The following is a 24915-nucleotide window of genomic DNA, read 5'->3' as shown; positions in this document are numbered from 1 at the left end:
GGAGGAGAGAGCATCATGACCATCGACACCCAGACCCGCCCCGCCGATACCGCGACCGACGGCCTGAAGCGCGGCAGCCCCGCCGCGGCGCGGCCGATCTTCTCCACCGCCGACTTCGCGCTGCTGCGCACCGCCGTCCTGACGCATCTCCGCACGATCGAGGACGATCCGGCGTCGGTCCAGTACAGCAATCTATACCACCGCCTCGGTCGGCTCGGCTGACGGCATGACGACAGTCGATCGCGCTGGCCTGACGGTCGCGTCCCCGCTCGCCGCCTTCGTGGAGGAGCAGGTGCTGCCGGGAACGGGGATCGCGGCGGACGCCTTCTGGCGGGGGACCGCCGCGCTGTTCGCCCGGTTCGCGCCGGAGAATGCGGCATTGCTCGCCCGGCGGGATGCGCTCCAGACCGCGATCAATGCGTGGCACGACGAGCACACGGGGCAGCCGATCGACCAGGCGGCCTATGTCGGCTTCCTGCGCGAGATCGGCTACCTGGTCGACGAGCCCGCGCCGTTCACGATCGACACGACCGGCGTCGATCCGGAGGTGGCGACGATCGCCGGGCCGCAGCTGGTGGTGCCGGTGCTCAACCGCCGTTTCGTCCTCAACGCGGCGAATGCGCGCTGGGGTAGCCTCTACGACGCGCTCTACGGCACCGACGCGCTCGCGCCGCCGCTGCCGCCGGGGCCTTACGATGCCGATCGCGGCGCAGCGGTGGTCGCGCGCGCCAAGGCGTTCCTCGACGAGGCAGTGCCGCTCGCCACTGGCCGTTGGGCCGACTGGACCGGCGGCCGTCCGAGCTTGCGCGATCCGTCGCAGCTGGTCGGTACGCGCGGCGAGAGCCTGCTGCTCCGCCACCACGGCCTGCACATTGAGTTGATTGTAGATCGCGACCACCCGATCGGGCGCACCGATCCGGCGGGCCTCGCCGACGTGATCCTCGAATCGGCGCTGACCACGATCATCGATTTCGAGGATTCGGTCGCGGCGGTCGACGCCGACGACAAGGTTGCGGGCTATGCCAACTGGCTGGGGTTGATGAAGGGCGACCTGGTCGAGACGTTCGACAAGAACGATCGCTCGCTGACGCGGCGATTGGCGGAGGATCGCGCGTGGACGACGCCCGACGGCGATCGCCTCACCCTATCCGGTCGCAGCCTGCTTTTCGTGCGCAACGTCGGCCATCTGATGACCACCCCGGCGGTGCGGCTGCCTGACGGCGGTGAGGCACCCGAAGGCATCCTCGACGCGGTGATGACCAGCCTGATCGCGCTCCACGATGTCAAAGTCGCGCGGCGCAACAGTGCTGCCGGCTCCGTTTACATCGTTAAGCCCAAGATGCACGGGCCCGACGAGTGCGCCTTTACCGACCGGCTGTTCGACGCGGTGGAGGACCTGCTCGGCCTGCCGTGTCATACGATCAAGATCGGGGTGATGGACGAGGAGCGGCGCACGTCCGCCAACCTCGCCGCGTGCATCCACGCGGTGCGACACCGGATCGCCTTCATCAACACGGGCTTTCTCGATCGCACGGGGGACGAGATCCATACGTCGATGCGCGCCGGGCCGATGGTGAGGAAGGCGGACATGAAGGTGTCGGCGTGGATCGGCGCGTACGAGGATCGCAACGTGCGCATCGGCCTCGCCTGCGGGCTCGGCGGGCGTGCGCAGATCGGCAAGGGCATGTGGGCGGCGCCCGACCTGATGGCGGCGATGGTCGCGCAGAAGGCGGCACACCCGCGCGCCGGCGCCACCACCGCCTGGGTGCCGAGCCCGACTGCGGCGACGCTTCACGCGATGCACTATCACGCGCACGACGTGTTCGCCGGCCATGCCACCATCGCCGCGACGCCGGCGCCGGCGGTGGAGACGCTGCTGACGATCCCGCTCGCAGGCGGCACCAACTGGTCCGCGGAGGAGGTCGCGCGCGAGCTGGACAACAACGCGCAAGGGCTGCTCGGCTATGTCGCCCGCTGGATCGACGCAGGGGTCGGCTGTTCCAAGGTGCCCGACATCGACGATATCGGCCTGATGGAGGACCGTGCGACGCTGCGTATCTCCTCGCAGCACCTCGCCAACTGGCTGATGCACGGCGTGTGTTCGGCCGCGGAGGTCGATGCCGCGCTCACCCGCATGGCGGCGGTCGTCGACGGGCAGAACGCGGGCGATCCCGAGTACCGGCCGCTGACGCCCGACAGCCTCGCCTTCCAGGCGGCCCGCGCGCTGGTGTTCGAGGGCGCGAAGCAGCCGAACGGTTATACCGAACCGCTGCTCCACGCCTTCCGCGCGCGGGCCAAGGCGGCGGCGGTCAGATCGAGCGAAGCGCGCGTGCCGGCCGGATGCTCATGATCGGCCACGCGCCAGCCAAGCCGATGGCGATCAGCGCGCCGAGGCCCACCGCGACGGTCACCCCGACGGCGGCATAGTCGGGCGCCCAGATGAAATCGAAGCTCTGCGTCACCACGTACCATGCGCCGGTCAGGCCCAATACGATCGCGACGACCGCCACCACCGCGCCGAGCAGCGCGTATTCGATCGCTTGCCCGGCGAGCAGCTGCCCGCGCGTCGCGCCGAGCATCCGCAGCACCACCGCGTCGTAGGTCCGCGCCTCGCGGGCGGCGGCGATGGCGCCGACCAGCACTGCGATGCCGGCGACCACCACCACGCCGCCCGCCGCAGCGATGGCGGCGGCGACCTGGCCCAGGATGGTGCGCACCTGGCCGAGTACGCCACGCACCTCGATCGCTGAGGACGAGGGGAAAGGCCCGAGCAGCGCCGCGGTGACCGCCTCCTCGCGCCCGCTCGGCACGTCGATCGTCGCGGCCAGGTTGTGCGGCGCGCCGCGCAGCGTGCCGGGCGAGAAGACCAGCACGAAGTTGAAGCCCAGCGTGTCCCAGTCGATCCGCCGGAACGAGGTGACGCGCGCGGTGCGCTCGATGCCGAGCAGGCTGACGGTGAGCGGGTCCCCGATCCTGAGCGACAGCGCCTTGGCCAGCCGCTCGTCGACCGACACCAGCGGCGGCCCGGCATAGCCGCGCGGCCACCAGCGGCCGGCGGTCACGGTGCTGCCGTCGGGCACCGCGTCGGCGTAGGTCAGGCCGCGCTCGCCGCGCAGCGCCCACGCCCCTTCCGGCAGTTGCTTGAGGTCGGCGACGCGGGTCGTGCCGTAGGCGGTGATCGTGCCGCGCAGCAGCGGCACCGTGCGCACGTCGGCACCGGGCACGGCGTGCGCGACCACCCGGCGGAACTCGGCCTCGCGGTCGCGCGGCACGTCGAGCACGAACAGCGCCGGCGCGCGCGCGGGCACGGTGGTGGCGATGTTGGCGTCGATGCTCGTTCGGATGCCGGCGAGGAGAACGAACAGCGTCAGGCCGAGGCCGAGCGCGACCACCAGAGCGGTCGTGTGCGCGCCCGGCCGGTGCAGCGCCGCCACCGCCAGCCGGACGAGCGGCCGCCGCGCGCGTGGCGCCCGGGCGGCGAGCGCGGCCACGGCGCGGCCGATGCCGGCGAGCAGCAGCAGCGCCCCGGCGACCGCGAGCAGGAAGCCCGCGGCGAGCATCGGCTGGCGCGCGGTGCCGATCGCCAGCGCCACCGCCGCCCCGCCGGCGAGCAGCGACACGATCCGCGCCCGCCACGTCGCCGGGCGAAGCGGCGCCAGTGCCCCGCGCAGCAACCCCGCCGCGGGCGTCGCCCCCGCCGCGGCGAGCGGCGTTGCAGCGAAGGCGAGCGCGATCAGCCCGCCGTAGAGCGCCGCGCGCACCAGCGGCCACGGCGCGACCGACAGCGTCGCCGTCACCGGCAACACGTCACCGAGCAGCCCGACCAGCAGCGGCACCGCCAGCACGCCCGCGACCAGCCCCGTGCCGATTCCGACCAGCGCCGCCACGCCGATCTCGATCGCGTAGAGCCGGGCGATGTCACCCGTCGAGGCGCCGAGTACCTTGAGCGTCGCCACCGTCCCCCGCCGCGCCGCCAGGAACGACGTGACGCCGCCGCCCACGCCGATGCCGGCGATGGCGAGCGCGGCGAGCGCGACCAGCGTCAGGAACTCGCCCATCCGGTCGACGAAGCGCGACGCCCCCGGCGATGCCCGGTCGCGCGTCTTCACCTCCCACCCGCCGGCCGGGAAGGCGGCGGTCAGGCGCCGGCCGCTCGCGGCCGGGTCGGCATGCGGCGGCAGTCGCAGCCGGTATTTCGCCTCGAACAGGCTGCCCGGCTGGACCAGCCCGGTCGCCTTCAGCGTGGGCATCGACACGATCGCGGGCGGCCCCAGGGTGAAACCCTCGCCCAGCCGGTCCGGCTCGTCGGCGATGATCCCGCCGACGGTCAGCGCCGCGCCGCCGATCGCCAGCCGTCCGCCGCTCGCCAGCCCTAGCCGGGTGGCGAGCGCCGGCGCGATCCACACCTGTCCCACCGGCGGCGCGCCGACGCGGCGACCATCGGCGAGCGTCAGCGCGCCGGTGAGCGGATAGGCGCCGTCCACCGCCTTCAGCTGGATCGGCGCCGCGCGCGTGCCGGCGACGGCGTTGGCCTGCATCCGCACCGTCTCCGACACGGTGCCGACGCGCGCGAAGGCGGCGCGCTCGGCCGGGGTCGCCAGCCGCTGCGAGGTGGCGAGTTCCAGGTCGCCGCCCAGGATCGTCGCGCCGCGCGCCGCCAGCTCACCGCCGACCGCGTCGGCCAGGCCGCCGATCGCCGCCAGCGCCGCGACACCGAGGAACAGGCAGGCGACCAGCAGCCGCAGGCCCCGGAACCGCCAGTCAAGCTCACGCCGCGCCCAGCGGGACGCCAGCGCCCAGCCGCTCATGCCACCCGCCCGTCGACCAGCGTCACGACGCGGCCGCAGCGCGCTGCCAGCGCATGGTCGTGTGTAATGACGACCAGCGTCGTGCCCAGCGCCGCCTGCCGTTCGAACAGCAAGTCCATGATCGCCTCGCCCGTCGCAGTGTCGAGGTTGCCGGTCGGCTCGTCGGCGAACACCAGCGGCGGCCGGGAGCCGAGCGCGCGGGCGATCGCGACGCGCTGCTGCTCGCCGCCGGACAGCTGCGCGGGGTAATGGTCGAGCCGGTGGGCGAGGCCGACCGCGGTCAGCTCCTCGCCTGCGCGGTCCCACGCGTCGTCGTGGCCGGCGAGTTCCATCGGCACCGCCACATTCTCGCGCGCGGTTATCGTCGGCAGCAGGTGAAAGGCCTGGAGCACGACCCCGATCCGCCCCCGCCGCGCGCGGGCCAGCGCATCCTCGCCGAGGATGCCGAGATCGAGCCCGTCCACGGTCACCTGCCCGCCGCTCGCGCGCTCCAGCCCCGTCAGCACCGCGAGCAGCGACGACTTGCCCGATCCCGACGCGCCGAGCAGCGCGACGCTCTCGCCGCGCGCGACGGCCAGATCGACGCCGCGCAGGATGGCGGTCTCACCCAGCGTCAGCGTGACATCGTGCGCGTCGATCACCATGTCGGACGTGGTCATTGGGAAAGGGTCTGCCTTGGTCGAGAGGATGCGCCGCGATGCGGCAACCGTCATGGCGCTATCGCTGGCGCTGTCGGCGTGCAACGCGCCGCCGTCGCAACCGCTCCCCGCGGCGAGCGACGTCCCGAGCGGGACGGCGACGCCCGCGGCGGCGGCAACGCCGATCGGGCCGGAGCGAGAGGTGCTGGCGTTCGGCGACAGCCTCTACGCCGGCTACGGGCTCGACCGTGGGCAGAGCCTGCCGGCGGTGATCGAGGCACGGCTGCGCGCCGAGGGGATCAACGCGCGCGTCGTCAACGCCGGCGTGTCGGGCGACACCACTGCGGCCGGGCGGCAGCGGCTCGCCTTCGTGCTCGACAACATGGACAAGCCGCCCGAACTGGTCATGCTGGGTCTCGGCGGCAACGACGTGCTGCGCCAGTTGCCGGTCGCGGAGACGCGGGCCAACATGACCGCGATGCTGGACGAGCTGCGCCGGCGCAAGATCCCGGTGCTGCTGACGGGGATGAAGGCGCCGCCGAATCTGGGGCCGGCTTACGTCGCCTCGTTCGATGCGATCTGGCCCGACCTCGCCAAGCGGTACGACGGCGTGCTGTACCCGTTCATCCTCGACGGCGTGATCGGCGATCCGGCGCTGATGCAGGCCGACCGGGTGCATCCCAACGCGACGGGGGTGGACCGCATCGCCGATCGGGTGGCGCCGCTGGTGAGGGCAGCGCTGGCGAAGGACACCAGCTGACACTCCCGTCATGCCGGGCTCGTCCCGGCATCCAGAGCCACAAGCGCCGCCGCTGCTTGACCCTGGACCTCGGATCGAGCCCGGGGTGACCGAGATGGGAACGTTCAGCGCGCCTTCACGAAGCGCAGCGTCATCCGGTCGCTCTCGCCGATCGCGAGGTACTTGGCCCGGTCCTTGTCGCCCAGCCGCAGCGAGGGCGGCAGCGTCCACACGCCTTCCGGCCAGTCGTGCGTGTCGCGAGCGTTGGCGTTGACCTTGCTCTCGCCCGCCAAGCGGAATCCGGCCTGCTCGGCCAGCCGCACGACGGTGGAACGCTTGAGGTAACCGCTCTTCATCTCGGCCGCTGCATCGGCATTCTCGGGCAGGCGATGGTCGACGACGCCCAGCGTGCCGCCGGGTTTCAGCATGCGGTAGAACGCCTTGAACGCATTCTCCGCGTTGCCGCCGCCGGCCATGATGAGGTTGTGGACGTTGCGGAAGGTCAACACCACGTCCGCCGATCCGTCGGGAACGGTGGAGGTGCCCGCGCCTGCGTCCAGTGTCGCCGCGGTGGCGCCGCGGTAGCGGTCGCCTCCCTTCGCCAGCACGGCGGCGAAGCCGTCGCGCGCGCGCTGCGAGGTGCCGGTCAGGCCGATATAGCGGCCCTTGGCGCTGAGCATCGGTGCCAGGATCTCGGTGTACCAGCCGCCCGAAGGCTGGAACTCGACCACCGTCTGGTCGGGGCGGATGCCGAAAAAGGCGAGCGTCTCGGCCGGGTGGCGATACCGGTCGCGCGCACGGTTGGCGGGGGTGCGGTGGGCGTCGGCGACGGCCGCGGCGATCGCGGGCGAGGCCTTCTGCGCGACGACCGCGGCGGTGGGCATGGCGAGCGCGGTGACGACGAGCGCGGCGAACATCTTGTTCATGGGCTTCTCTCTCCTGATCTTGGGGCGGACGGGACCAGATATCGGCGGCGCGCGCAAGCGGGCACCGCCGCCACACGGGAGTGCACGGGTATGAGCAACAAGGGTTACCAGCCGCCGACGGTGTGGCGGCAGACCGGCGAGAACGGCGGCGCCTTCGCCTCGATCAACCGGCCGACCGCGGGGCCGCGCTTCGACCGCGAGCTGCCGCTGGGCGAGCACCCGCTCCAGCTCTACTCGCTGGCGACGCCCAACGGGGTCAAGGTGACGGTGATGCTGGAGGAACTGCTCGCCGCCGGCCACGCCGGCGCGGAGTACGACGCCTGGCTGATCCGCATCAGCGAGGGCGATCAGTTCGGCAGCGGCTTCGTCGGCGCGAATCCCAATTCCAAGATCCCGGCGCTGGTCGATCACAGTGATCCCACACCCGTGCGCGTGTTCGAATCGGGTGCGATCCTGCTCTACCTCGCCGAGAAGTTCGGCGCGTTTCTGCCGGCCGACCATGCCGGGCGCACGGAGACGCTCAACTGGCTGTTCTGGCAGATGGGCGCGGGGCCGCTGCTGGGCGGCGGCTTCGGCCATTTCTACGCCTATGCCCCGACCAAGATCGAGTATGCGATCGACCGCTACGCGATGGAGGCGAAGCGGCAGCTCGACGTGCTCGATCGGCAGCTGGGCGAGCACCGCTACATCGCGGGCGCGGACTACACCATCGCCGACATGGCGATCTGGCCCTGGTACGGGCAGCTCGCGCTGAACCAGGTGTACGAGGCGGCGACGTTCCTCGACTCGGCGAGCTATGCCAACGTCATGCGCTGGGCCGAGGAGATCGCCGAGCGGCCGGCGGTGAAGCGGGGGCGGCGGGTCAATCGCGTGACAGGCGCGCCCAAGGAGCAGCTGGCCGAACGGCACTCGGCCAACGATTTCGAGCGGGCGGCGAGCTGACCATCTTCGTCATGCCGGGCTCGTCCCGGCATCCAGGGTTACGGACGGTACGCTGCGGGGCCCTGGACCCCGGGACGAGCCCGGGATGACGGCGCGGGTTAGTCCTTCTTCGCCGCCGTCTTCTTGGCCGGTGCCTTCTTCGCGGCGGGCTTGGCGGCGGCCTTCTTCGCCGGCGCCTTCTTAGCAGCCTTCTTCTTCGGCTTGGGCGCCGCCGCCGCGCGCGCGTCGAGGAGCGAGGCGGCCTCCTCCAGCGTCAGCTCGTCGGGCGTGATCGATTTGGGCAGCGTCGCGTTGGTCTCGCCGTCGGTGACGTAGGGGCCGTAGCGGCCTTCCATCAGCTTGATGTCCAGCTCGGTACGCGGATGCTTGCCGAGTTCCTTCAAGGGCGCGCGGGCGGCACCGCGCTGCGGGCGCCCGCCACCTGCCGCCGCCTCGGCGAGCTTGACCACCGCAGCGTTCATCCCCGTCTCGAACACGTCGGCAGTCGATTGCAACCGCGCATATTTGCCCGAATGCGCGAGATATGGGCCGTAGCGACCGATCGAAGCGGTGATCGGCTCGCCCGTCTCCGGATGCGCGCCGATCGTGCGCGGCAGGCTGAGCAGCTTCAGCGCCCATTCGAGGTCGAGGTCGCCGGGCAGATCCTTGGGGATCGACGCGCGCTTCGCCTCCTTGCCCTCGCCGAGCTGGATGTACGGGCCGAACCGCCCCGACTTGCGCTCCACCGGCAGCCCGGTCTCCGGGTCCTGGCCGAGCGTTTCCGGGCCGCTATCCCCTTCCGCATTCTCGCCGCCTTGCGCGAAGCGGCGGGTGAACTTGCACTCGGGATAGTTGGAGCAGGCGACGAACGCGCCGAACCGGCCGCCGCGCAGCGCCAGCTTGCCCTCGCCGCAATTGGGGCAGAGCCGCGGGTCGGCGCCGTCGGCCCGCTCCGGGAAAAGGTACGGTGCGAGGAATATATCGAGCTCGGCGGTGATCGCCGAGGGCTGCTGCTCCATCACCTCGGAGGTCAGCGGCTTGAACTCGCGCCAGAAGGCGTCGAGCACCGCCTGCCACTGCGCCCGCCCGCCGGAAACGTCGTCCAGCTCCTCCTCCAGGTCGGCGGTGTAGTCGAAGCCGACATATTTCAGGAAGAACCGCTCTAGGAACGCCGTCACCAGCCGCCCGCTCTCCTCGGCGAAGAAGCGGTTCTTCTCCAGCCGCACGTAGGCGCGGTCCTTCAGCGTCTTGATGATCGACGCGTAGGTGGAGGGGCGGCCGATGCCGAGTTCCTCCATTCGCTTGACGAGGCTGGCTTCCGAGAAGCGCGGCGGCGGCTGGGTGAAATGCTGCTCGGCGTCGACCTGCTTCTTCGCCGGCGCATCGCCCTCGCGCATCCTCGGCAGGCGGCGGCTCTCTTCGTCGGCCGAATCGTCCTGGCCTTCCTCGTAGAGCGCGAGATAGCCGGGGAAGAGCACCACCTGGCCGGTCGCGCGCAGCAGGTGGCGGCCAGTGCCGTCGGCCATCTCCACCGTCGTTCGCTCGAACCGCGCCGAGGCCATCTGGCTCGCGAGCGCGCGCTTGAAGACGAGGTCGTACAGGCGCGCGTGATCGCCCCCGCCGACCTTGTCCTTCGAGAAATCCGTCGGCCGGATCGCCTCGTGCGCTTCCTGCGCGTTCTTGGCCTTGGTCTGGTACTGGCGCGGCTTGTCCGGCACGTAATGTGCATCGTAGCGATCGGCGATCGCCTTGCGCGCGGCCGAGATGGCGGAACCGTCCATCTGCACGCCGTCGGTCCGCATATAGGTGATCGCGCCATCCTCGTAGAGGCCCTGCGCGATCCGCATCGTATGGTCGGCCGAGAAGCCGAGCTTGCGCGCCGCCTCCTGCTGGAGGGTCGAGGTGGTGAAGGGCGGCGGCGGGTTGCGCGTGCCGGGCTTGGTCTCGACCGACTGGACCGAGAAGCGACCCGCCTCGACATCGGCCTTGGCGCGCAGCGCGTCGCCCTCGTTGCCGATCGACAGGCGGTCGAGCTTCCTGCCCTCCCATTGGACGAGGCGCGCGGCGAACAGCGTGCCGTCATGCTCCATCGCGGCCGTCACCGACCAATATTCCTGCGCGCGGAACGCCTCGATCTCGCGCTCGCGCTCGACGATCAGGCGCAGTGCCACCGACTGGACGCGCCCGGCCGATTTGGCGCCGGGCAGCTTGCGCCACAGTACCGGCGACAGGGTGAAGCCGACGAGGTAATCGAGCGCGCGCCGCGCCCGGTACGCGTCGATCAGGTCGGTATCCAGCTCGCGCGGCGCCTGCATCGCGCTCGTCACCGCCTGCTTGGTGATCGCGTTGAACGTCACCCGCTGCACGTCTTTCGGCAGCGCGCGGCGACCGCGCAGCACCTCCTGCACGTGCCACGAGATCGCCTCGCCCTCGCGATCGGGGTCGGTCGCCAGGATCAGGCGGTCGGCGGTCTTGGCGAGATCCGCGATGGCCTTCAGCTGCTTGGCCTTGTCCGCGTAATTCTCCCACTCCATCGCGAACCCCTCGTCGGGGTTCACCGACCCGTCCTTGGGCGGCAGGTCGCGGACGTGACCGTAGGAGGCGAGGACGCGGTAATCCGACCCGAGATACTTCTCGATGGTCTTGGCCTTGGCGGGTGATTCGACGATGACGAGCTGCATGGGCGCTACTGGTGGTCCTTACGTGTACGCGCGAGGGTGGGGAGGCCGGGGCCGCCTCGTCAAGCCGCGAGGCTGACGCGCCCGCCGGCGTGCCGCTCGACGCGGCCGGCGAGTTCGAGTTCCAGCAGCACCGTCTGCACCACCGCGGGCGGCCGGCCCGCCTGACGGATCAATTCGTCCACCGACACCGGCACGGGGCCGAGCAACGCCGTCACCGCGCGGCGGTCGGCGTCGCTCGCGTCCTCCGGCGGTGGGCCGTCGTAGCGGCCGAGGGGCGCGCGGACGCCGACCGATCCGGGTCCGGCGAAGGGACGGATCAGCTCCAGCACGTCGGCGGAGGACTGGACCAGCGTGGCGCCGTCGCGGATCAGGCCGTTGCAGCCGGCGCTGCGCGGATCGAGCGGGCTGCCGGGCACCGCCATGACCTCGCGCCCCTGCTCGCCCGCCAGCCGCGCAGTGATGAGCGAGCCGGACTTCATCACCGCCTCCACCACCAGCGTTCCCGACGACACGCCGGAGATGATGCGGTTGCGATAGGGGAAGTGGCGCGCGCGGGGTTCCGTGCCGGGTGGTTGCTCGGCGATCAGCAGGCCTTGTTCCGCCACCTGCTCCTGCAATGCGCCATTCTCCGGCGGATAGGCCACGTCGATGCCGCCGGCGATCACCGCCACGGTGCCGCCCGCTCCATCGATGCCGAGTGCGCCGACGTGCGCCGCGGTGTCGATGCCGCGCGCCAGGCCGGAGACGACCGACACTCCCTCGCCGGCGATCTCGTGCGCCAGCCCGCGCGCGAAGCGGCAGGCGGCGGCGGAGGCGTTGCGCGCGCCGACGATCGCCACGCACGGCCGCGCCGCGAGTGCCTCGTCCCCGCGCACCACCAGCACCGGCGGCGCGTCGTCGATCTCGGCCAGCAGCGGCGGGTATTCGGGCGTGCCGAGGAACAGGTAGCGCGCGCCCAGCGCGCCGACCCGCTCCGCCTCGCGGCGCACCAGCGCTTCCTCGGCGACCCGCGGCGGTCCGCCGCCACCCCGCCGGGCGAGCCGCGGCAGCGCGTCGAGCGCCGCCTCGGCGTTACCGAAACGGGCGAGCAGCTGCGCGTAGGCGACCGGGCCGACGCCGGCGGTGCGGATCAGCCGGAGGCGCGCGAGCGCGTCCGCCGGCCTCCGCGCGCGCTCGTCATTCGACCCGTGATCGCTCAACCTTTTGCGCGTCCGATGCGCGGCTCGGTTCCTGCCAGCAGCCGCTCGATATTGTCGCCGTGCTTCCACAACACGATTAGCGCGAGCGCCAGCAGCAGCAGCACCAGATCGAACTGCCCCATCAGCGCCGCAGCGAGGGGGGCGCTGGCCGCCGCGGCCATGCCCGCCACCGCGGAGATGCGCACCGCGGCGAGCAGCCCCAGCCACACCGCGGCGTAGACCAGGCCGGCCGGCCAGTGCAGCGCCAGCACGATCCCCATCAGCGTGGCGACCCCCTTGCCGCCGCGGAAACGCAGCCACACGGGATAGCAGTGGCCGATGAACGCGCCGGCCGCGGCGAGCGCCTCGTCCCCCGGGAACAGGTGCGCGACGACCAGCACAGCGGCGAGCCCTTTCAGCAGATCGAGCAGCAGCGTCGCCGCGGCCAGCCCCTTGCGACCGGTGCGCAGCACGTTGGTGGCGCCGATATTGCCCGATCCGATCGTGCGCAGGTCGCCGGCACCGGCCACCCGCGTCAGGATGACGCCGAACGGAATCGACCCGAGCAGATAGCCGATCAGCAGCGCCGCCGTGGGCGCGATCCAGAGAATTTCCGTGTGCATTCTTCCCCGTGTCGCTGCGGATCATAGCCGGAACGGATCGATTGTCCATCGATCTGGATCAGGCGTGACGATCGCCCCGCCGGGCGGCTAAGGCGACGCGATGACCGATGCCGCCCACATCCTGTTGTTCGATTCAGGGATAGGCGGTCTGTCGATCTTGGCGCCGGTCCGCGCGCTGCTGCCCAGCGCGCCGATCGTCTACGCCGCCGACTCGGCCGGTTTTCCCTATGGCACCCGCACCGAGGCGGAGATCGCGGGGCGCGTGCCGGCATTGCTCGGCCGGCTGGTCGAGCGGTATCGTCCGCGACTGGTAGTGATCGCCTGCAATACCGCCTCCACCATCGCGCTGCCGGCGGTGCGCGCCGCGCTCGACCTGCCCGTGGTCGGCACCGTGCCCGCGATCAAGCCGGCGGCGGCGATGAGCAGGACGCGCGTCATCGGCGTGCTCGGCACCCGCGCCACGGTGCGCCAGGCCTATGTCGACGATCTCGCCGGCCGCTTCGCCGCCGACTGCCTGGTGCTGCGTCACGGCTCGGCCGAATTGGTCGAGTTGGCCGAGGCGCATCTGCGCGGCGACACGCTGCCTGACGCGCGCTTCGCCGCGGTGATGGCGGGGCTGCTCGACCAACCGGGGGCCGAGCGGATGGACGTGGTGGTCAACGCCTGCACACATTTCCCGCTGGTCGCCGACCGGCTCGCCGCGGTGGCGCCGCGGCCGCTCGCCTTCGTCGACGGCGGGCCCGGCATCGCCCGGCGTGTGGCGCACCTGACCCAGGGGCAGCGCTGGCCGGATCGGGCGAGCGACGACGTGGCGGTGTTCACCGGCACGCCCGACCCGGCGCTCGCCCCGGCGCTCGCCCGCTACGGCCTCGGACGGGTCGAGCGGCTGTGACGGTGGCGCGATCCGATCAGTGTGGCCACATCAACCCGCTGGAAAAGCGGGCTCCGCGCGGGTAAGCGACGGGACCATGACCACCGACGTCACGCTCCTGACGGGCTCCCATCTGACCGGCCGGCCTGCGGGCCCCCGCGTCGATTACGCGCGCGTCTTCACCCAGGCGATCGACCGGCTCCACGCCGAGGGGCGCTACCGCGTCTTCATCGACATCCTGCGCAACAAGGGCGCGTTTCCCAACGCGCGCTGCTTCGCCGGGCATAACGGGCCCAAGCCGATCACCGTCTGGTGCTCCAACGACTATCTTGCCATGGGCCAGCATCCCAAGGTGATCGCGGCGATGGAGGAGGCGCTGCACGATGTCGGCGCCGGCTCCGGCGGCACGCGCAACATCGGCGGCAACACGCATTACCATGTCGACCTGGAGGCCGAGCTCGCCGACCTGCACGGCAAGGAGGCGGCGCTGTTGTTCACCTCCGGCTACGTGTCGAACGAGGCGACGCTCGCCACCATGGCGAAGATCCTGCCGGGCTGCATCATCTACTCGGACGAGCTCAACCATGCCTCGATGATCGCCGGCATCCGCAACGCCGGCTGCGAGAAGCGCGTGTTCCGCCACAACGACCTGGCGCACCTTGAGGAGCTCCTCGCCGCCGACGATCCCGCGGTCCCCAAGCTGATCGCGTTCGAGAGCGTCTACTCGATGGAAGGCGATGTCGCGCCGATCGCGGCGATCTGCGACCTGGCCGACCGCTACAACGCGCTCACCTATTGCGACGAGGTCCACGCGGTCGGGATGTACGGCGCGCGCGGCGGCGGCATCTCCGAGCGGGACGAGGTGGCGCACCGGCTGACGATCATCGAGGGGACGCTGGGCAAGGCGTTCGGCGTGATGGGCGGCTATATCGCGGCCGACCGCACGATCATCGACGTGATCCGCTCCTACGCGCCGGGCTTCATCTTCACGACCAGCCTGTCGCCGGTGCTGGTCGCGGGCGTGTTGGCGAGCGTCCGCCACCTGAAATCGTCCTCGGCCGAGCGTGAGGGCCAGCAGGCCGCTGCCGCCACGCTGAAGGCGATGCTGACGGAAGCCGGCCTGCCGGTGATGCCGGGCGACACGCACATCGTGCCGGTGATCGTCGGCGATCCGGTAAAGGCCAAGAAGATCAGCGACATCCTGCTCGCCGAGTACGGCGTGTACGTGCAGCCGATCAACTATCCCACGGTGCCGCGTGGTACCGAGCGGCTGCGCTTTACCCCCGGCCCGGCGCACGACGAGGCGATGATGCGCGAGTTGACCGGCGCGCTGGTCGAGATCTGGGGCCGGCTGGAGCTGCGCAAGGCAGCCTGAGGCGTCAATCGATGGTGATCGTCGCAGCCGTGCCGGGCACCGCCAGCGACTCGCCGAACCGGACGGTCGCGATCTCCGCGTAATCACCATCGCGCGGCTCGCTGTAGACGTGGGTCAGGCCGAGCTTGCCGTCGACCACCCAGTAGGTCGGGATGTCCGCCCGTGCATAAGCCAGCCGCTTCATACCGCGATCGCGCGACGCGGTGGTTTCGGCGACCTCGACGACGAGGACGACCTCCGAGGGGAGGACCATACGGTTACCCTCGACCGGCGCATGGAGCACCGCCAGATCGCAGCCCAGCAGCGTGTCGTCTCCCAAGTCCAGCCCCACCTCGCCGAGCAAGCGCCCCGATGAAACAACGGCACTCAGCAGGACGATGATCTTCACCTGTCGGCTGGCATGGGTCGATCCCGGCGGTGGCATGCGCTCCAATTCTCCCCCGACCAGTTCGACTTTCATGTCGTCGAACGCACCGCTTTCCACCATGTGGAGAAACTCTGCCGTCGTGAAGCGCGCCTTCGACGAAGGGGCGATCTCGCGGGCGTCTGCCAGATCGATGCGGGCCGGCTTGTTCATGGCGTCAGGCTAGCATGGCGCGCGCGACCGTCACAACACCGCGCCCAGGATCGTTAGCGCACCGAGTCCAAGCGACAGCGGCACGCGCAACCGCATCCAGTCGACGGGCACGTCGCCGCGAGTCGTCAGGCTGCGGTCGACCAGCAGCGTCAGCATGATCGCGCTGCCGAGCAGGACCAGTGGCCAGCGCAGGCTCAGCAGGTGGAGCGCCGCGAACAGCACCGCCATGGCCACCAGCGTCGGCACGACCGAGACGGCGATCAGCGCCGCGTCGGGTGCGCGCCGCGCCGCCGCCACGCCCCACCAGATGCCGCCCAGGAAGCTCAGGATCAGCGCGGCATAGGCGAAGGCGAGCAGCGACCAGCCTGGATCGGGTCGGACGAGCTGCAGCCCCACGAAGGCGAGTTGCGGCAGGAGCCCGGCGAAGCCGAGCAGGCGGGCGGTGAGGGAGAGCCGGTCGTTCACACCGCGCGCAACGCGCCGGTCGCCACCACGGGTCCGGTCGGTGTCGGCTTGGGCGACCCACCCGCCGGTTCGACGGACACGGCGAGCGTCGCGCCGGCGATCAGGCGGGCGCGGTCGGCGGGGGGGAGCAGGCGCGCGGTGTTGCCGCGGTCGAGCAGGCCAAGCGAGTAGGGCGTCTGGTCCGCGCCGATTACCCAGAGTTGCGCGACGCGCCCTGCCGGCACGTCGGGCGCGCCGCCGACACGGAGGCGACCCGATCCGGGCTCGAAGATCGCCGCCTCGCCGCCGATCGCGGCGACCAGCAGCGGCTGCGCGGGAGCCTGCCGCGCGATTGGCGGCGGTGGCGGGGTGGGCACATCCGGGCGCAGCGCGACCACCACCAGCAGCGCCGCGGCCACCGCCGTCGACACCGTGGCGAGCAGCGGCCAAGGCAGCTGGCGGCGGCGCATGGGTAGGGGGCCGCTCAGCGACGCGTCAATCCGGTCGATCAGGTCGGCGGGCGGTTGCGCCTCCGGCCACTTGTCGAACAGCTGCGCGAAATACAGCCGCCAGCGCTCCACCTCGGCGGCAAAGGCGGGCTCGGCGAGGACGCGGCGCAGCGCCGCGGCGCGTTCCTCGCCGTCGAGCAGCCCCAGCGCCAGTTCGGCGGCGGCGACGTCGTCGACGGGCTCGTCTGCGGGGCGATCCTCATCCGGCACGATCGAGGCACTCCTTCAGCTTGCCGAGGCCGCGGCGTACCCAGCTCTTGGTGGTGCTGAGCGGTACGCCCGCCGCGGCGGCGACGTCGGCGTAGGTCAATCCGTCGAAGAAGGCACGGCGGATGGCGCCGCGCTGCCGCTCCTCCAACTCGCCGATGCAGTCGATCAGCGTGTGCCGCTCGCCCGCCGCGACCAGCCTCGCCTCGGCGCCAATGTCGGGATCGGCGACCGCGTCGGCGGCGTCCAGTCCCGCGGTCGGCCGGACCGCGCGGCGCCAGTCGATCGCGCGGTTGCGCGCGATGGTGGCGAGCCAGGTGATGGGGCTGGCCCGCCCCGGCTCCCACGCGCCCGCGCGGCGCCATACGATCAGGTACACCTCGTGCAGCACGTCCTCCGCGGCTTGGCGATCGCCGCAGATACGAAGCGTGATGCCGAAAAGCTTCGCACTCGTCAGTTGATAGAGTTCGTGGAACGCGGCGCGATCCTCGCCGCCCACCGCGACCAGCGTTCGGGCCAGATGCGCGCGGGCGGCATCGGCGGTGGAATGGGCCTGCTTCACGGACCCGCAGCCTAGCGGGTCGCGGTGATGGGGCAAGTGCTGGCGTTCGCGCCGCGGCGCGGCTATGGCGCGCGCATCCCTGGATCAGCACCGGAACAGCCCTTGCGCATCGCCATCGCCGCCGACCACGCCGCCGTGTCGCTGAAGGCGACGATCGCCGATTGGCTGCGGCAGGCGGGCCACGAGGTGCTCGACCTGGGCACGCACGACGACGCGTCGGTCGATTATCCCGATTACGGCTACGCGATCGCCGAGGCGCTGGCGGACGGCCGGGCGGAGCGCGGGATCGCGCTGTGCGGATCGGGCATCGGCATCGCCATCGCCGCCAACCGCCATCCGCTGTGCCGGTGCGCGCTGGTGGCCGAGCCGCTGTCGGCCAGGCTGGCGCGGACGCACAACGACGCCAACGCCATCGCCATGGGCGCGCGGCTGATCGGGGAGACGATGGCGATCGCCTGCGTCGAGGCGTTCCTGTTCACCGAATTCGAGGGCGGTCGCCACCAGCACCGCGTCGACAAACTCGCCAAGGAGTTCACCGCATGAGCACGCAGCCGCAGCATCTGGGCGAACAGCAGCCGGATGGTTTCTTCACGCGCGGCCTCGCCGAGGCGGACCCCGCGGTGTTCGCCGGCGTCGAGCACGAGCTGACGCGCGAGCAGACGCAGATCGAGCTGATCGCCAGCGAGAACATCGTCTCGCGCGCCGTGCTGGAGGCGCAGGGCTCGGTCTTCACCAACAAATATGCCGAAGGCTATCCGGGCAAGCGCTACTACCAGGGCTGCGCGCCGTCGGATGAGGTCGAGATGCTGGCGATCGAGCGTGCCAAGCAGATTTTCGGCTGCAGCTTCGTCAATGTCCAGCCGCACTCCGGCGCGCAGGCGAACGGCGCGGTGATGCTGGCGCTGGTCAAGCCGGGCGAGACGATCCTGGGCATGAGCCTCGACGCCGGCGGCCACCTGACGCACGGCGCGCGCGCGGCGATGTCGGGCAAGTGGTTCAACGCGGTGCAGTACGGCGTCGACCCGGTGACGCACCTGATCGACTACGACCAGGTCGAAGCGCTCGCCCGCGAGCACAGCCCCAAGCTCATCATCGCGGGCGGCTCCGCCTATCCGCGGCAGATCGATTTCGCCCGCTTCCGCCAGATCGCGGACGCGGTGGGCGCCTATTTCATGGTCGACATGGCGCATTTCGCGGGCATCGTCGCCGCCGGACTGCATCCGACGCCGTTCGGCCACGCGCACGTCGTCACCACGACGACGCACAAGACGCTGCGCGGGCCGCGCGGCGGCATGGTGATGACCGACGACGAGGCCATCGCCAAGAAGATCAATTCGGCCGTCTTTCCCGGCCTCCAGGGCGGGCCGCTGATGCACGTGATCGCCGCCAAGGCGGTGGCGTTCGGCGAGGCGCTGCGGCCGGACTATAAGGGCTATATCGCCGCCGTGGTCGAGAACGCCAAGGTGCTGGCCGCGACGCTGAAGGAGCGCGGCTCGAACGTCGTCTCCGGCGGCACCGACACGCATCTGGCGCTGATCGACCTTACCCCGCTCGGCATCACCGGCCGCGACGCCGACGAGGCGCTGGAGCGCGCGGGTATCACCTGCAACAAGAACGGCATCCCCAACGATCCGCTGCCGCCGGTGAAGACCAGCGGCATCCGCGTCGGCAGCCCCGCCGGCACCACGCGCGGTTTCGGCCCGGCCGAGTTCCGCGAGATCGGCCACATGGTCGCCGACGTGCTCGACGGTCTGGCGAAGAAGGGCGAGCACGGGGACCCGGAGGTGGAGGCAAACGTTCGGACCCGCGTGCGCGCCCTATGCGCCCGCTTCCCCATCTATCAAGGATAAGCCGATGTCGAAGATCGAAGAGGTCCAGAACACCGTCAAGGCAACCCCCGGCCTGGGCAAGAAGATGGCCAAATACGGCGCGATCGGCGCGGTCGTCGCGATCCCCGTGCCCTTTGTCGGCCCGGTACTGGGCGCGCTGGTCGGCGCGGGCATCGCCTATGCGAAACGCAACGACTGAGGCATGCGCTGCCCGTTCTGCGGCCATGAAGACAGCCAGGTAAAGGACAGCCGCCCCACCGAAGACGGGGCGGCGATCCGCCGCCGGCGCCAGTGCGAGGGCTGCGCCGCGCGCTTCACGACGTTCGAGCGCATCCAGTTGCGCGAACTCACCGTCCTAAAGAGTGAGAACCGGCGCGAGCCGTTCGACCGCGACAAGCTGATGCGCTCGCTCGCCATTGCCGCGCGCAAGCGGCCGATCGAGCCAGCCCGGATCGAGAAGCTCGTCTCCGGCATCCAGCGCCAGCTGGAGACGCTGGGCGAGGGCGAGGTGACCACCGCCCGCATCGGCGAGATGGTGATGGAGGGGCTGAAGGCGCTCGACTCGGTCGCCTATATCCGCTTCGCCAGCGTGTACCGCGACTTCAGCGAGGCGAGGGACTTCGAGGCGTTCGCGGGGCAGGTGGAGGAGGCGGGGCGGGGGTAGGCTCTCGCTCTTGCCACCTATCCCTCCGTTAGGCCTGAGCGAAGTGGAAGGCCTCTTCGCCCCAAAGTGCTTCGACGTCGCTCGGCACGTACCGAATGGGTGGGGCTTGTCGCGACGCCGTATCGAGAGATAGGCCCCCACGTATGACCTTCTGGACCTACATCCTCCGCTGCTCGGACGGCAGTTATTACACCGGCCATACCGACGACCTCGAACGCCGCGTAGGTCAGCATCAGGCGGGTGAGATCGAGGGTTACACCCACGATCGCCGCCCCGTGGAGCTGATGTGGTCGCAGGATTTCGGTACGCGGCAAGAGGCATTGGCGGCGGAAACGCAGGTGAAAGGCTGGTCACGCGCGAAGAAGGAAGCGCTGGCGAGGGGCGATTGGGCGGCGTTGAGCAAGCTCGCCAGCCGGGCGGTCCTTCGAGACGCCGCTTCGTCAAGCTCAGCGGCTCCTCAGGACGAACGGTTACCCATTGCCGTTCGTCCTGAGGAGGGACTGAGCGCAGGCGAAGGCCCGTCTCGAAGGACGGTGGAAGCCACCCCACCCCCCGTCATCGTCCTCGTCCGCCCCCAACTCGGCGAGAATATCGGCAAGGCCGCCCGCGCCATGCTCAATTTCGGCCTGCTCGACCTGCGCCTCGTCGCCCCGCGCGACGGCTGGCCCAATCCGCAGGCCGGCCCTGCCGCCTCGGGCGCCGACGTGGTGCTCGAACGCGCGCAGCTGTTCGACACCGTCGCCGAGGCGACCGCCGATTGCAGCCACGTCTACGCCACCACCGTCCGCAAGCGCGGCGTGACCAAGCCAGTGGTGGCGCCCGAGGCCGCGGCGCGCGCGATCCATGCCGGGCCGGGCCGGGCCGCGATCCTGTTCGGGCCGGAGCGGTCGGGGTTGGAGACCGACGACGTGGCGCTCGCGCGCACCATCGTCACCGTGCCGATCAATCCGGAGTTCGGCAGCCTCAACCTGGCGCAGGCGGTGATCCTGGTTGCCTATGAATGGTCGAAGGGCGTCGGTGATCTGGTCCAGCCGTCGGAGACCGCGATCGAGCCGCCGGCACCACAGGGCGAACTCGACGGATTGATCGGCCAGCTCGACGACATGCTGGAGGCGGCGAACTTCTTCTTCCCGCCGCACCGCGTCCACGTCACGCGCCGCACGCTTCGCACATTGCTCACCAAGCCGGGCTGGTCCGCCCAGGAGGTGCGCACGGTGCGCGGCGTGCTCTCCGCGCTCGACGGCGCCAAGATGCGCCGCAACGTGGCCTCAGCGCCGGTCGAAGGCGGCGAGTTCGTAGGCGATCGAGGCTTCGACGAGCCGCTCCCATAAATCGCCGACCACCGCCTCCGGCACGCCGAGCCGCGTCGCCTCCGCCCGCGCGTTGGCGATGACGGCGGCCTTGCGCGCCTCGTCGCGGACGTGGCCGCGCTCCGGCTTGATGCGCGCGGCGGCGTCCATATAGGCGAAGCGCCGGGCGAGCAGCGCCACCAGTTCGCGGTCGACCTGGTCGACGCCGGCGCGCACCTCGGTCATGGTCGTGCAGTCGGGGCCGGGCAGGATGGTCATGCCGGGCGCCTTGCCGGGCGGGGGGGCGGCTGTCCAGCTTGACTCATCGGCCCCCGGCCGCTAACCGCCGCGCCTTCGCAATCGCCCCCGCACCCCGGTGAAGCGGCGGGCCTGCCCTCATCCGATGAGACGTAGCGCGATACCGGGAATACCGTCGTTCGTTATTGCCAAGGAATACAGCATGTCGAAGCGTGCAAGCGCCAAGTACAAACTCGATCGCCGCATGGGCGAGAACATCTGGGGCCGCCCGAAGAGCCCGGTCAACAAGCGCGAGTACGGCCCCGGCCAGCACGGCCAGCGCCGCAAGGGCAAGGTTTCGGACTTCGGCGTGCAGCTGCGCGCCAAGCAGAAGCTGAAGGGCTATTACGGCGACGTCACCGAGAAGCAGTTCAAGGCGGCGTATATCGAGGCTGCCCGCATGAAGGGCGACACCGGCCAGAACCTGATCGGCCTGCTCGAGCAGCGGCTGGACATGATCGTCTACCGCGCCAAGTTCGCGCCGACGATTTTCGCCGCGCGCCAGCTGGTCAGCCACGGCCACATCCGCGTCAACGGCGTGAAGTGCAACATCGCGTCGCGTCGCTGCTACGTCGGCAACGAGATCACGTTGGGCTCCAAGGCCAAGGAGATGGCGCTGGTGCTCGAAGCGCAGGGCCTGGCCGAGCGCGAGGTGCCCGATTACGTCGCGCAGGACGGCAACGCCAAGGTCACCTTCGTGCGCGTGCCGACGCTCGACGAGGTGCCGTATCCGGTGAAGATGGAGCCGAATCTCGTCGTCGAGTTCTACTCGCGCTAAGCGAGTAGACCGAGCAGAGATTCGGGCTCGGCCGACGAGGCTACAGCCTCGATCGACGTCATGGGATTCACTCCCATGACGAGCCCGAGACAGAGAAGGGGCGGTTCCGCGAGGAGCCGCCTTTCTGGTTTGCCCCCTCGTCATGCCGGGCTCGTCCCGGCATCCAGAGTCACGAGCGGTGCCGCCACTTGGCCCTGGACCCCGGGACAAGCCCGGGGTGACGGCGGGGTTGCGCCCGCCTCACGCGCACGCCATCACGCCCCCATGCGTATCCTCTCCCTCCTGCCGCTCGCCCTTCTCGCCGCCCCCGCCCTCGCCGCGCCGGTTGAGCCGTCCGTCGCCACCATGAAGCGCGTCGTCGAGCAACTCTCCTCCGACGCCTTCGAAGGCCGCGCGCCGGGTACGGCGGGCGAGGAGAAGACGTTGAAGCTGCTCGTCGACGAGTTCACCCGCGTCGGCCTCAAGCCCGGCAACAAGGGCAGCTGGTTCCAGGACGTGCCGCTGGTCGAGATCACCACCAGCAACACGACGCCGATGCGCTTCACCGGCGGCACCGCGCCCGTCACCGCCGCCTACGGGCCGGAAATGGTGGTCGGCACGTACCGCACCGGCATCAAGAAGGTCGACGTGAAGAACAGCCCGGTCGTGTTCGTCGGCTACGGCATCGTCGCGCCGGAGAAGAAGTGGAACGATTACGCGGGGCTGGACGTGAAGGGCAAGACCGTCGTCATCCTCGTCAACGACCCGGACTATGAGACCAAGGGCCTGACCGGCCCGTTCAACGGCCGCGCGATGACCTATTACGGTCGCTGGACCTACAAGTTCGAGGAGGCCGCGCGCCAGGGTGCCGCCGCGGCGATCATCGTCCACGACACCGTCCCCGCCGCCTATGGCTGGAACGTCGTCCAGTCGAGCTGGACCGGCGCGCAGCAGGTCGCCGCGTCGCCGAACGACAATGCCGACCAGAGCATGGCCATCGGCTGGATCGAGGGCGCCAAGGCGGCGGGGCTGATGCGATCGGCCGGCAAGGATCTCGCCACGCTCACCGCCGCCGCCAAGCGGCCGGGCTTCAAGGCGGTGCCGCTGGGCGTGGCGATGAGCGTCGGCTTCGACGTCGCCACCCGCCGCCACCTGTCGAAGAACGTCGTGGCGCTGCTCCCTGGCACGTCGCGCCCCAACGAATACGTCCTCGCCACCGCGCACTGGGACCATCTCGGCCGGTGCGAGGCGGCGCCCGACGGCGACGACATCTGCAACGGCGCGGTCGACAACGCCACCGGCACCGCCGCGCTGGTCGCCTTGGCCGAGGCGAACGTGAAGGCGGGGGCGACGCCGCGCAGCCAATTGTACGTGGCGCTGACCGCCGAGGAATCGGGCCTGCTCGGCGCGGCCTATTACGCCGCGCACCCGGTCGTGCCGCTCGCGCAGACGGTCGGCGGGATCAACATCGACGCCATGTCGGTCGCGGGGCCCGCGCGCAATGTCGTCGTGGTCGGGCGCGGCAAGTCCGAACTCGATGCCTATCTCGCCCGCGCGCTGAAGCCGGACAATCGCGTCATCACCGACGAGCCGACGCCGGAGAAAGGCTTCTACTACCGCTCCGACCATTTCGAACTCGCCAAGCGCGGCGTGCCGATGCTGTATTTCGAGGGCGGCGACGACCTCGTGACCGGCGGCCGCGCCGCGGGCGAGGCGGCGGCGAAGGATTACGAGCGCAACCGCTATCACGGCCCCAAGGACGAGATCACCCCGGCGTGGAGCTGGCCGGGCGTGCAGCGTGACCTGAACGCCTATTACCGCGTCGGCCGCGAGCTGGCGACGACGACCGCCTGGCCGAACTGGAACCCGGGCGACGAGTTCCGCGCCGCGCGCGACACCAGCCGCGCAAGGGCTTCGAAGTGACCCGCGCGCCGCTTCCCGAATGGGCGCCGCACGAGGCGGTGTGGATCGGTTACCCCTCACATCCCGAACTGTGGGAGGACGATCTGGAGCCCGCGCGCGACGAGGTGGCGGCCTTCGCCCGCGCCGTCCACGCGGATGGGCGCGGCGAGCGGGTGATCCTGGTCTGCGCGGACGGCGAGGCGGCCGACGACGCCCGCACCCGTGCCCCCTTCGCCGCGATCGAGGTGCAGCCGTTCGGCGACATCTGGCTGCGCGACACCGGCCCGATCGTGACCGGCGACGGGGGCGCCGCGGCGTTCCGCTTCAACGGCTGGGGCGGCAAGTACGATCTTCCGGGCGACGACGACCTGGCCCCGCGCCTCGCCGCGTCGCGCGGTCTCTCGCTGGCGAACCATGATTGGGTGTTGGAAGGCGGCGCGATCGACGGCGACGGCACCGGCACCGTCGTCACCACGACGCAGTGTCTGCTCAACCCCAACCGCAATCCGCACCTGTCGCGCACCGAGATCGAAGCGCGACTCGCCGCTGACCTGGGCCTGACCCGCGTGGTCTGGCTGGGGGAGGGGCTCCTCAACGACCATACCGACGGCCATGTCGACAACCTCGCCCGCTTCGTGGCGCCCGGCCGCGTCGCCATCCCGCAGGCGGCGGAGAACGATCCCAACTGGCAGGTCTACCAGCACGCCCGCCGCGACCTGGAGGGGGCCGGGCTCGATGTGGTGACGATCCCTTCGCCTGGTCGGGTCTTACGCGATGACGAGGTCGTGCCGGCGAGCTACATGAACTTCTACATCGGCAACGCTGCGGTGGTCGTGCCGCTCTACGGCAGCGAGCAGGACGAGGCGGCGGTCGCGGCGATCCAGACGCTGTTCCCGGGCCGCGAGGCGGTGGGCCTGCGGGCCGACCACATCCTGACCGGCGGCGGCAGCTTCCACTGCATCTCGCAGCAGCTGCCGGCCTGAGGCGCCGCAGTTCGAATCCATCCGCTCGTCACACCGGGCTCCTCCCGGTGTCCAGAGCCAAGAACGCGCACCTCGCGGCCCTGGATGCCGGGACCAGCCCGACATGACGGTGGAGGTAGGTCCGGGCATTTAGAG

At 70.8% G+C, this 24915-nt stretch carries 25 protein-coding genes; 14 read left to right on the top strand and 11 right to left on the bottom strand.

The window, feature by feature from the left end; translation table 11 throughout:
* The first annotated feature begins 15 nt into the window (after positions 1-15).
* Complete coding sequence (locus tag BM145_RS04760) at positions 16-222, top strand: hypothetical protein (protein WP_093331981.1); 207 nt, start codon at positions 16-18, stop codon at positions 220-222.
* A gap of 4 nt (positions 223-226) precedes the next feature.
* Positions 227-2350, top strand: coding sequence for a malate synthase G (locus BM145_RS04755; protein ID WP_093331979.1), 2124 nt, complete (start codon positions 227-229; stop codon positions 2348-2350).
* On the opposite strand, the gene BM145_RS04750 is transcribed toward BM145_RS04755, so the two are convergent.
* Entirely contained in the window at positions 2310-4808 is a 2499-nt protein-coding gene (locus BM145_RS04750) for an ABC transporter permease (protein WP_093331977.1), read from the bottom strand. The two genes, BM145_RS04755 and BM145_RS04750, sit on opposite strands and share 41 nt — an antisense overlap.
* Positions 4805-5467 carry an ABC transporter ATP-binding protein gene (locus BM145_RS04745; protein WP_093331975.1) on the bottom strand — a complete coding sequence of 221 codons (663 nt, stop codon included), beginning with the start codon at positions 5465-5467 and terminating at the stop codon, positions 4805-4807. The genes BM145_RS04750 and BM145_RS04745 overlap by 4 nt, the downstream gene beginning before the upstream one ends.
* Positions 5468-5519: 52 nt before the next feature.
* Between BM145_RS04745 and BM145_RS04740 the strand changes: the two genes are divergently transcribed.
* Positions 5520-6206: an arylesterase gene (locus tag BM145_RS04740; RefSeq protein WP_245739074.1), complete on the top strand. Its 687-nt coding sequence runs from the start codon at positions 5520-5522 to the stop codon at positions 6204-6206.
* 104 nt (positions 6207-6310) lie between these two features.
* On the opposite strand, the gene BM145_RS04735 is transcribed toward BM145_RS04740, so the two are convergent.
* The gene (locus tag BM145_RS04735; protein WP_093331970.1) at positions 6311-7111 is read right to left on the bottom strand and encodes a class I SAM-dependent methyltransferase; all 801 of its coding nucleotides are present in this window, start codon (positions 7109-7111) and stop codon (positions 6311-6313) included.
* A gap of 90 nt (positions 7112-7201) precedes the next feature.
* Here BM145_RS04735 and yghU point away from each other — a divergent pair, with 90 nt between their 5' ends.
* A complete protein-coding gene (gene yghU, locus BM145_RS04730; RefSeq protein WP_093331967.1) occupies positions 7202-8053 on the top strand; it encodes a glutathione-dependent disulfide-bond oxidoreductase in 852 nt (283 codons plus the stop codon).
* A 98-nt stretch (positions 8054-8151) separates the two neighbouring features.
* On the opposite strand, the gene topA is transcribed toward yghU, so the two are convergent.
* The 3 genes from topA to plsY are packed head-to-tail and all read right to left on the bottom strand — an operon-like array spanning position 8152 to position 12514.
* Positions 8152-10713: a type I DNA topoisomerase gene (gene topA / locus BM145_RS04725; RefSeq protein WP_093331965.1), complete on the bottom strand. Its 2562-nt coding sequence runs from the start codon at positions 10711-10713 to the stop codon at positions 8152-8154.
* Positions 10714-10772: 59 nt separating this feature from the next.
* Positions 10773-11912 carry a DNA-processing protein DprA gene (gene dprA, locus BM145_RS04720; protein WP_093331962.1) on the bottom strand — a complete coding sequence of 380 codons (1140 nt, stop codon included), beginning with the start codon at positions 11910-11912 and terminating at the stop codon, positions 10773-10775.
* On the bottom strand, positions 11909-12514 hold the full coding sequence (plsY, locus tag BM145_RS04715; protein WP_093331959.1) for a glycerol-3-phosphate 1-O-acyltransferase PlsY: 606 nt from the start codon (positions 12512-12514) through the stop codon (positions 11909-11911). The genes dprA and plsY overlap by 4 nt, the downstream gene beginning before the upstream one ends.
* Positions 12515-12614: 100 nt before the next feature.
* Between plsY and murI the strand changes: the two genes are divergently transcribed.
* Entirely contained in the window at positions 12615-13406 is a 792-nt protein-coding gene (gene murI, locus BM145_RS04710) for a glutamate racemase (protein WP_093331957.1), read from the top strand.
* 76 nt (positions 13407-13482) lie between these two features.
* On the top strand, positions 13483-14760 hold the full coding sequence (gene hemA / locus BM145_RS04705; RefSeq protein ID WP_245739072.1) for a 5-aminolevulinate synthase: 1278 nt from the start codon (positions 13483-13485) through the stop codon (positions 14758-14760).
* A gap of 4 nt (positions 14761-14764) precedes the next feature.
* On the opposite strand, the gene BM145_RS04700 is transcribed toward hemA, so the two are convergent.
* Genes BM145_RS04700 through BM145_RS04685 form a run of 4 tightly spaced genes read right to left on the bottom strand, consistent with a single transcriptional unit; the run spans position 14765 to position 17059 of the window.
* Complete coding sequence (locus BM145_RS04700; RefSeq protein WP_093331954.1) at positions 14765-15337, bottom strand: Uma2 family endonuclease; 573 nt, start codon at positions 15335-15337, stop codon at positions 14765-14767.
* 30 nt (positions 15338-15367) lie between these two features.
* Positions 15368-15802, bottom strand: coding sequence for a DUF3429 domain-containing protein (locus tag BM145_RS04695; protein WP_093331951.1), 435 nt, complete (start codon positions 15800-15802; stop codon positions 15368-15370).
* On the bottom strand, positions 15799-16500 hold the full coding sequence (locus tag BM145_RS04690; RefSeq protein WP_177200083.1) for an anti-sigma factor: 702 nt from the start codon (positions 16498-16500) through the stop codon (positions 15799-15801). The genes BM145_RS04695 and BM145_RS04690 overlap by 4 nt, the downstream gene beginning before the upstream one ends.
* On the bottom strand, positions 16490-17059 hold the full coding sequence (locus tag BM145_RS04685; RefSeq protein WP_093331946.1) for a sigma-70 family RNA polymerase sigma factor: 570 nt from the start codon (positions 17057-17059) through the stop codon (positions 16490-16492). The genes BM145_RS04690 and BM145_RS04685 overlap by 11 nt, the downstream gene beginning before the upstream one ends.
* Positions 17060-17161: 102 nt before the next feature.
* Here BM145_RS04685 and rpiB point away from each other — a divergent pair, with 102 nt between their 5' ends.
* The 5 genes from rpiB to BM145_RS04665 all read left to right on the top strand — a co-directional run bounded on the left by rpiB (position 17162) and on the right by BM145_RS04665 (position 20883).
* On the top strand, positions 17162-17602 hold the full coding sequence (gene rpiB, locus BM145_RS04680) for a ribose 5-phosphate isomerase B (protein ID WP_177200098.1): 441 nt from the start codon (positions 17162-17164) through the stop codon (positions 17600-17602).
* Positions 17599-18909 (top strand): serine hydroxymethyltransferase, encoded by a 1311-nt coding sequence (glyA, locus tag BM145_RS04675; protein ID WP_093331940.1) that lies wholly within the window; start codon positions 17599-17601, stop codon positions 18907-18909. The genes rpiB and glyA overlap by 4 nt, the downstream gene beginning before the upstream one ends.
* Before the next feature lie 4 nt (positions 18910-18913).
* Positions 18914-19087, top strand: coding sequence for a small multi-drug export protein (locus BM145_RS15950; protein WP_177200082.1), 174 nt, complete (start codon positions 18914-18916; stop codon positions 19085-19087).
* A 3-nt stretch (positions 19088-19090) separates the two neighbouring features.
* Complete coding sequence (nrdR, locus tag BM145_RS04670; RefSeq protein WP_093331937.1) at positions 19091-19552, top strand: transcriptional regulator NrdR; 462 nt, start codon at positions 19091-19093, stop codon at positions 19550-19552.
* A gap of 143 nt (positions 19553-19695) precedes the next feature.
* Positions 19696-20883, top strand: a complete 1188-nt coding sequence (locus BM145_RS04665) for a TrmH family RNA methyltransferase (RefSeq protein WP_093331934.1) — start codon at positions 19696-19698, stop codon at positions 20881-20883.
* On the opposite strand, the gene BM145_RS04660 is transcribed toward BM145_RS04665, so the two are convergent.
* Entirely contained in the window at positions 20821-21120 is a 300-nt protein-coding gene (locus BM145_RS04660; protein ID WP_093331932.1) for a chorismate mutase, read from the bottom strand. The two genes, BM145_RS04665 and BM145_RS04660, sit on opposite strands and share 63 nt — an antisense overlap.
* A gap of 181 nt (positions 21121-21301) precedes the next feature.
* Here BM145_RS04660 and rpsD point away from each other — a divergent pair, with 181 nt between their 5' ends.
* The 3 genes from rpsD (at position 21302) to BM145_RS04645 (ending at position 24780) form a co-directional block, all read left to right on the top strand.
* Positions 21302-21916, top strand: coding sequence for a 30S ribosomal protein S4 (gene rpsD, locus BM145_RS04655; protein WP_093331930.1), 615 nt, complete (start codon positions 21302-21304; stop codon positions 21914-21916).
* Positions 21917-22180: 264 nt separating this feature from the next.
* Complete coding sequence (locus tag BM145_RS04650; protein ID WP_093331927.1) at positions 22181-23818, top strand: M28 family peptidase; 1638 nt, start codon at positions 22181-22183, stop codon at positions 23816-23818.
* On the top strand, positions 23815-24780 hold the full coding sequence (locus BM145_RS04645) for an agmatine deiminase family protein (RefSeq protein WP_093331925.1): 966 nt from the start codon (positions 23815-23817) through the stop codon (positions 24778-24780). The genes BM145_RS04650 and BM145_RS04645 overlap by 4 nt, the downstream gene beginning before the upstream one ends.
* Positions 24781-24915 lie beyond the last annotated feature (135 nt).

This window comes from Sphingomonas rubra (assembly GCF_900115745.1).
In the GTDB taxonomy this organism is placed as follows: domain Bacteria; phylum Pseudomonadota; class Alphaproteobacteria; order Sphingomonadales; family Sphingomonadaceae; genus Sphingomonas; species Sphingomonas rubra.
The sequence above is the reverse complement of the archived record's forward strand: the minus strand, read 5'-3'. Positions and strand labels throughout refer to the sequence as shown.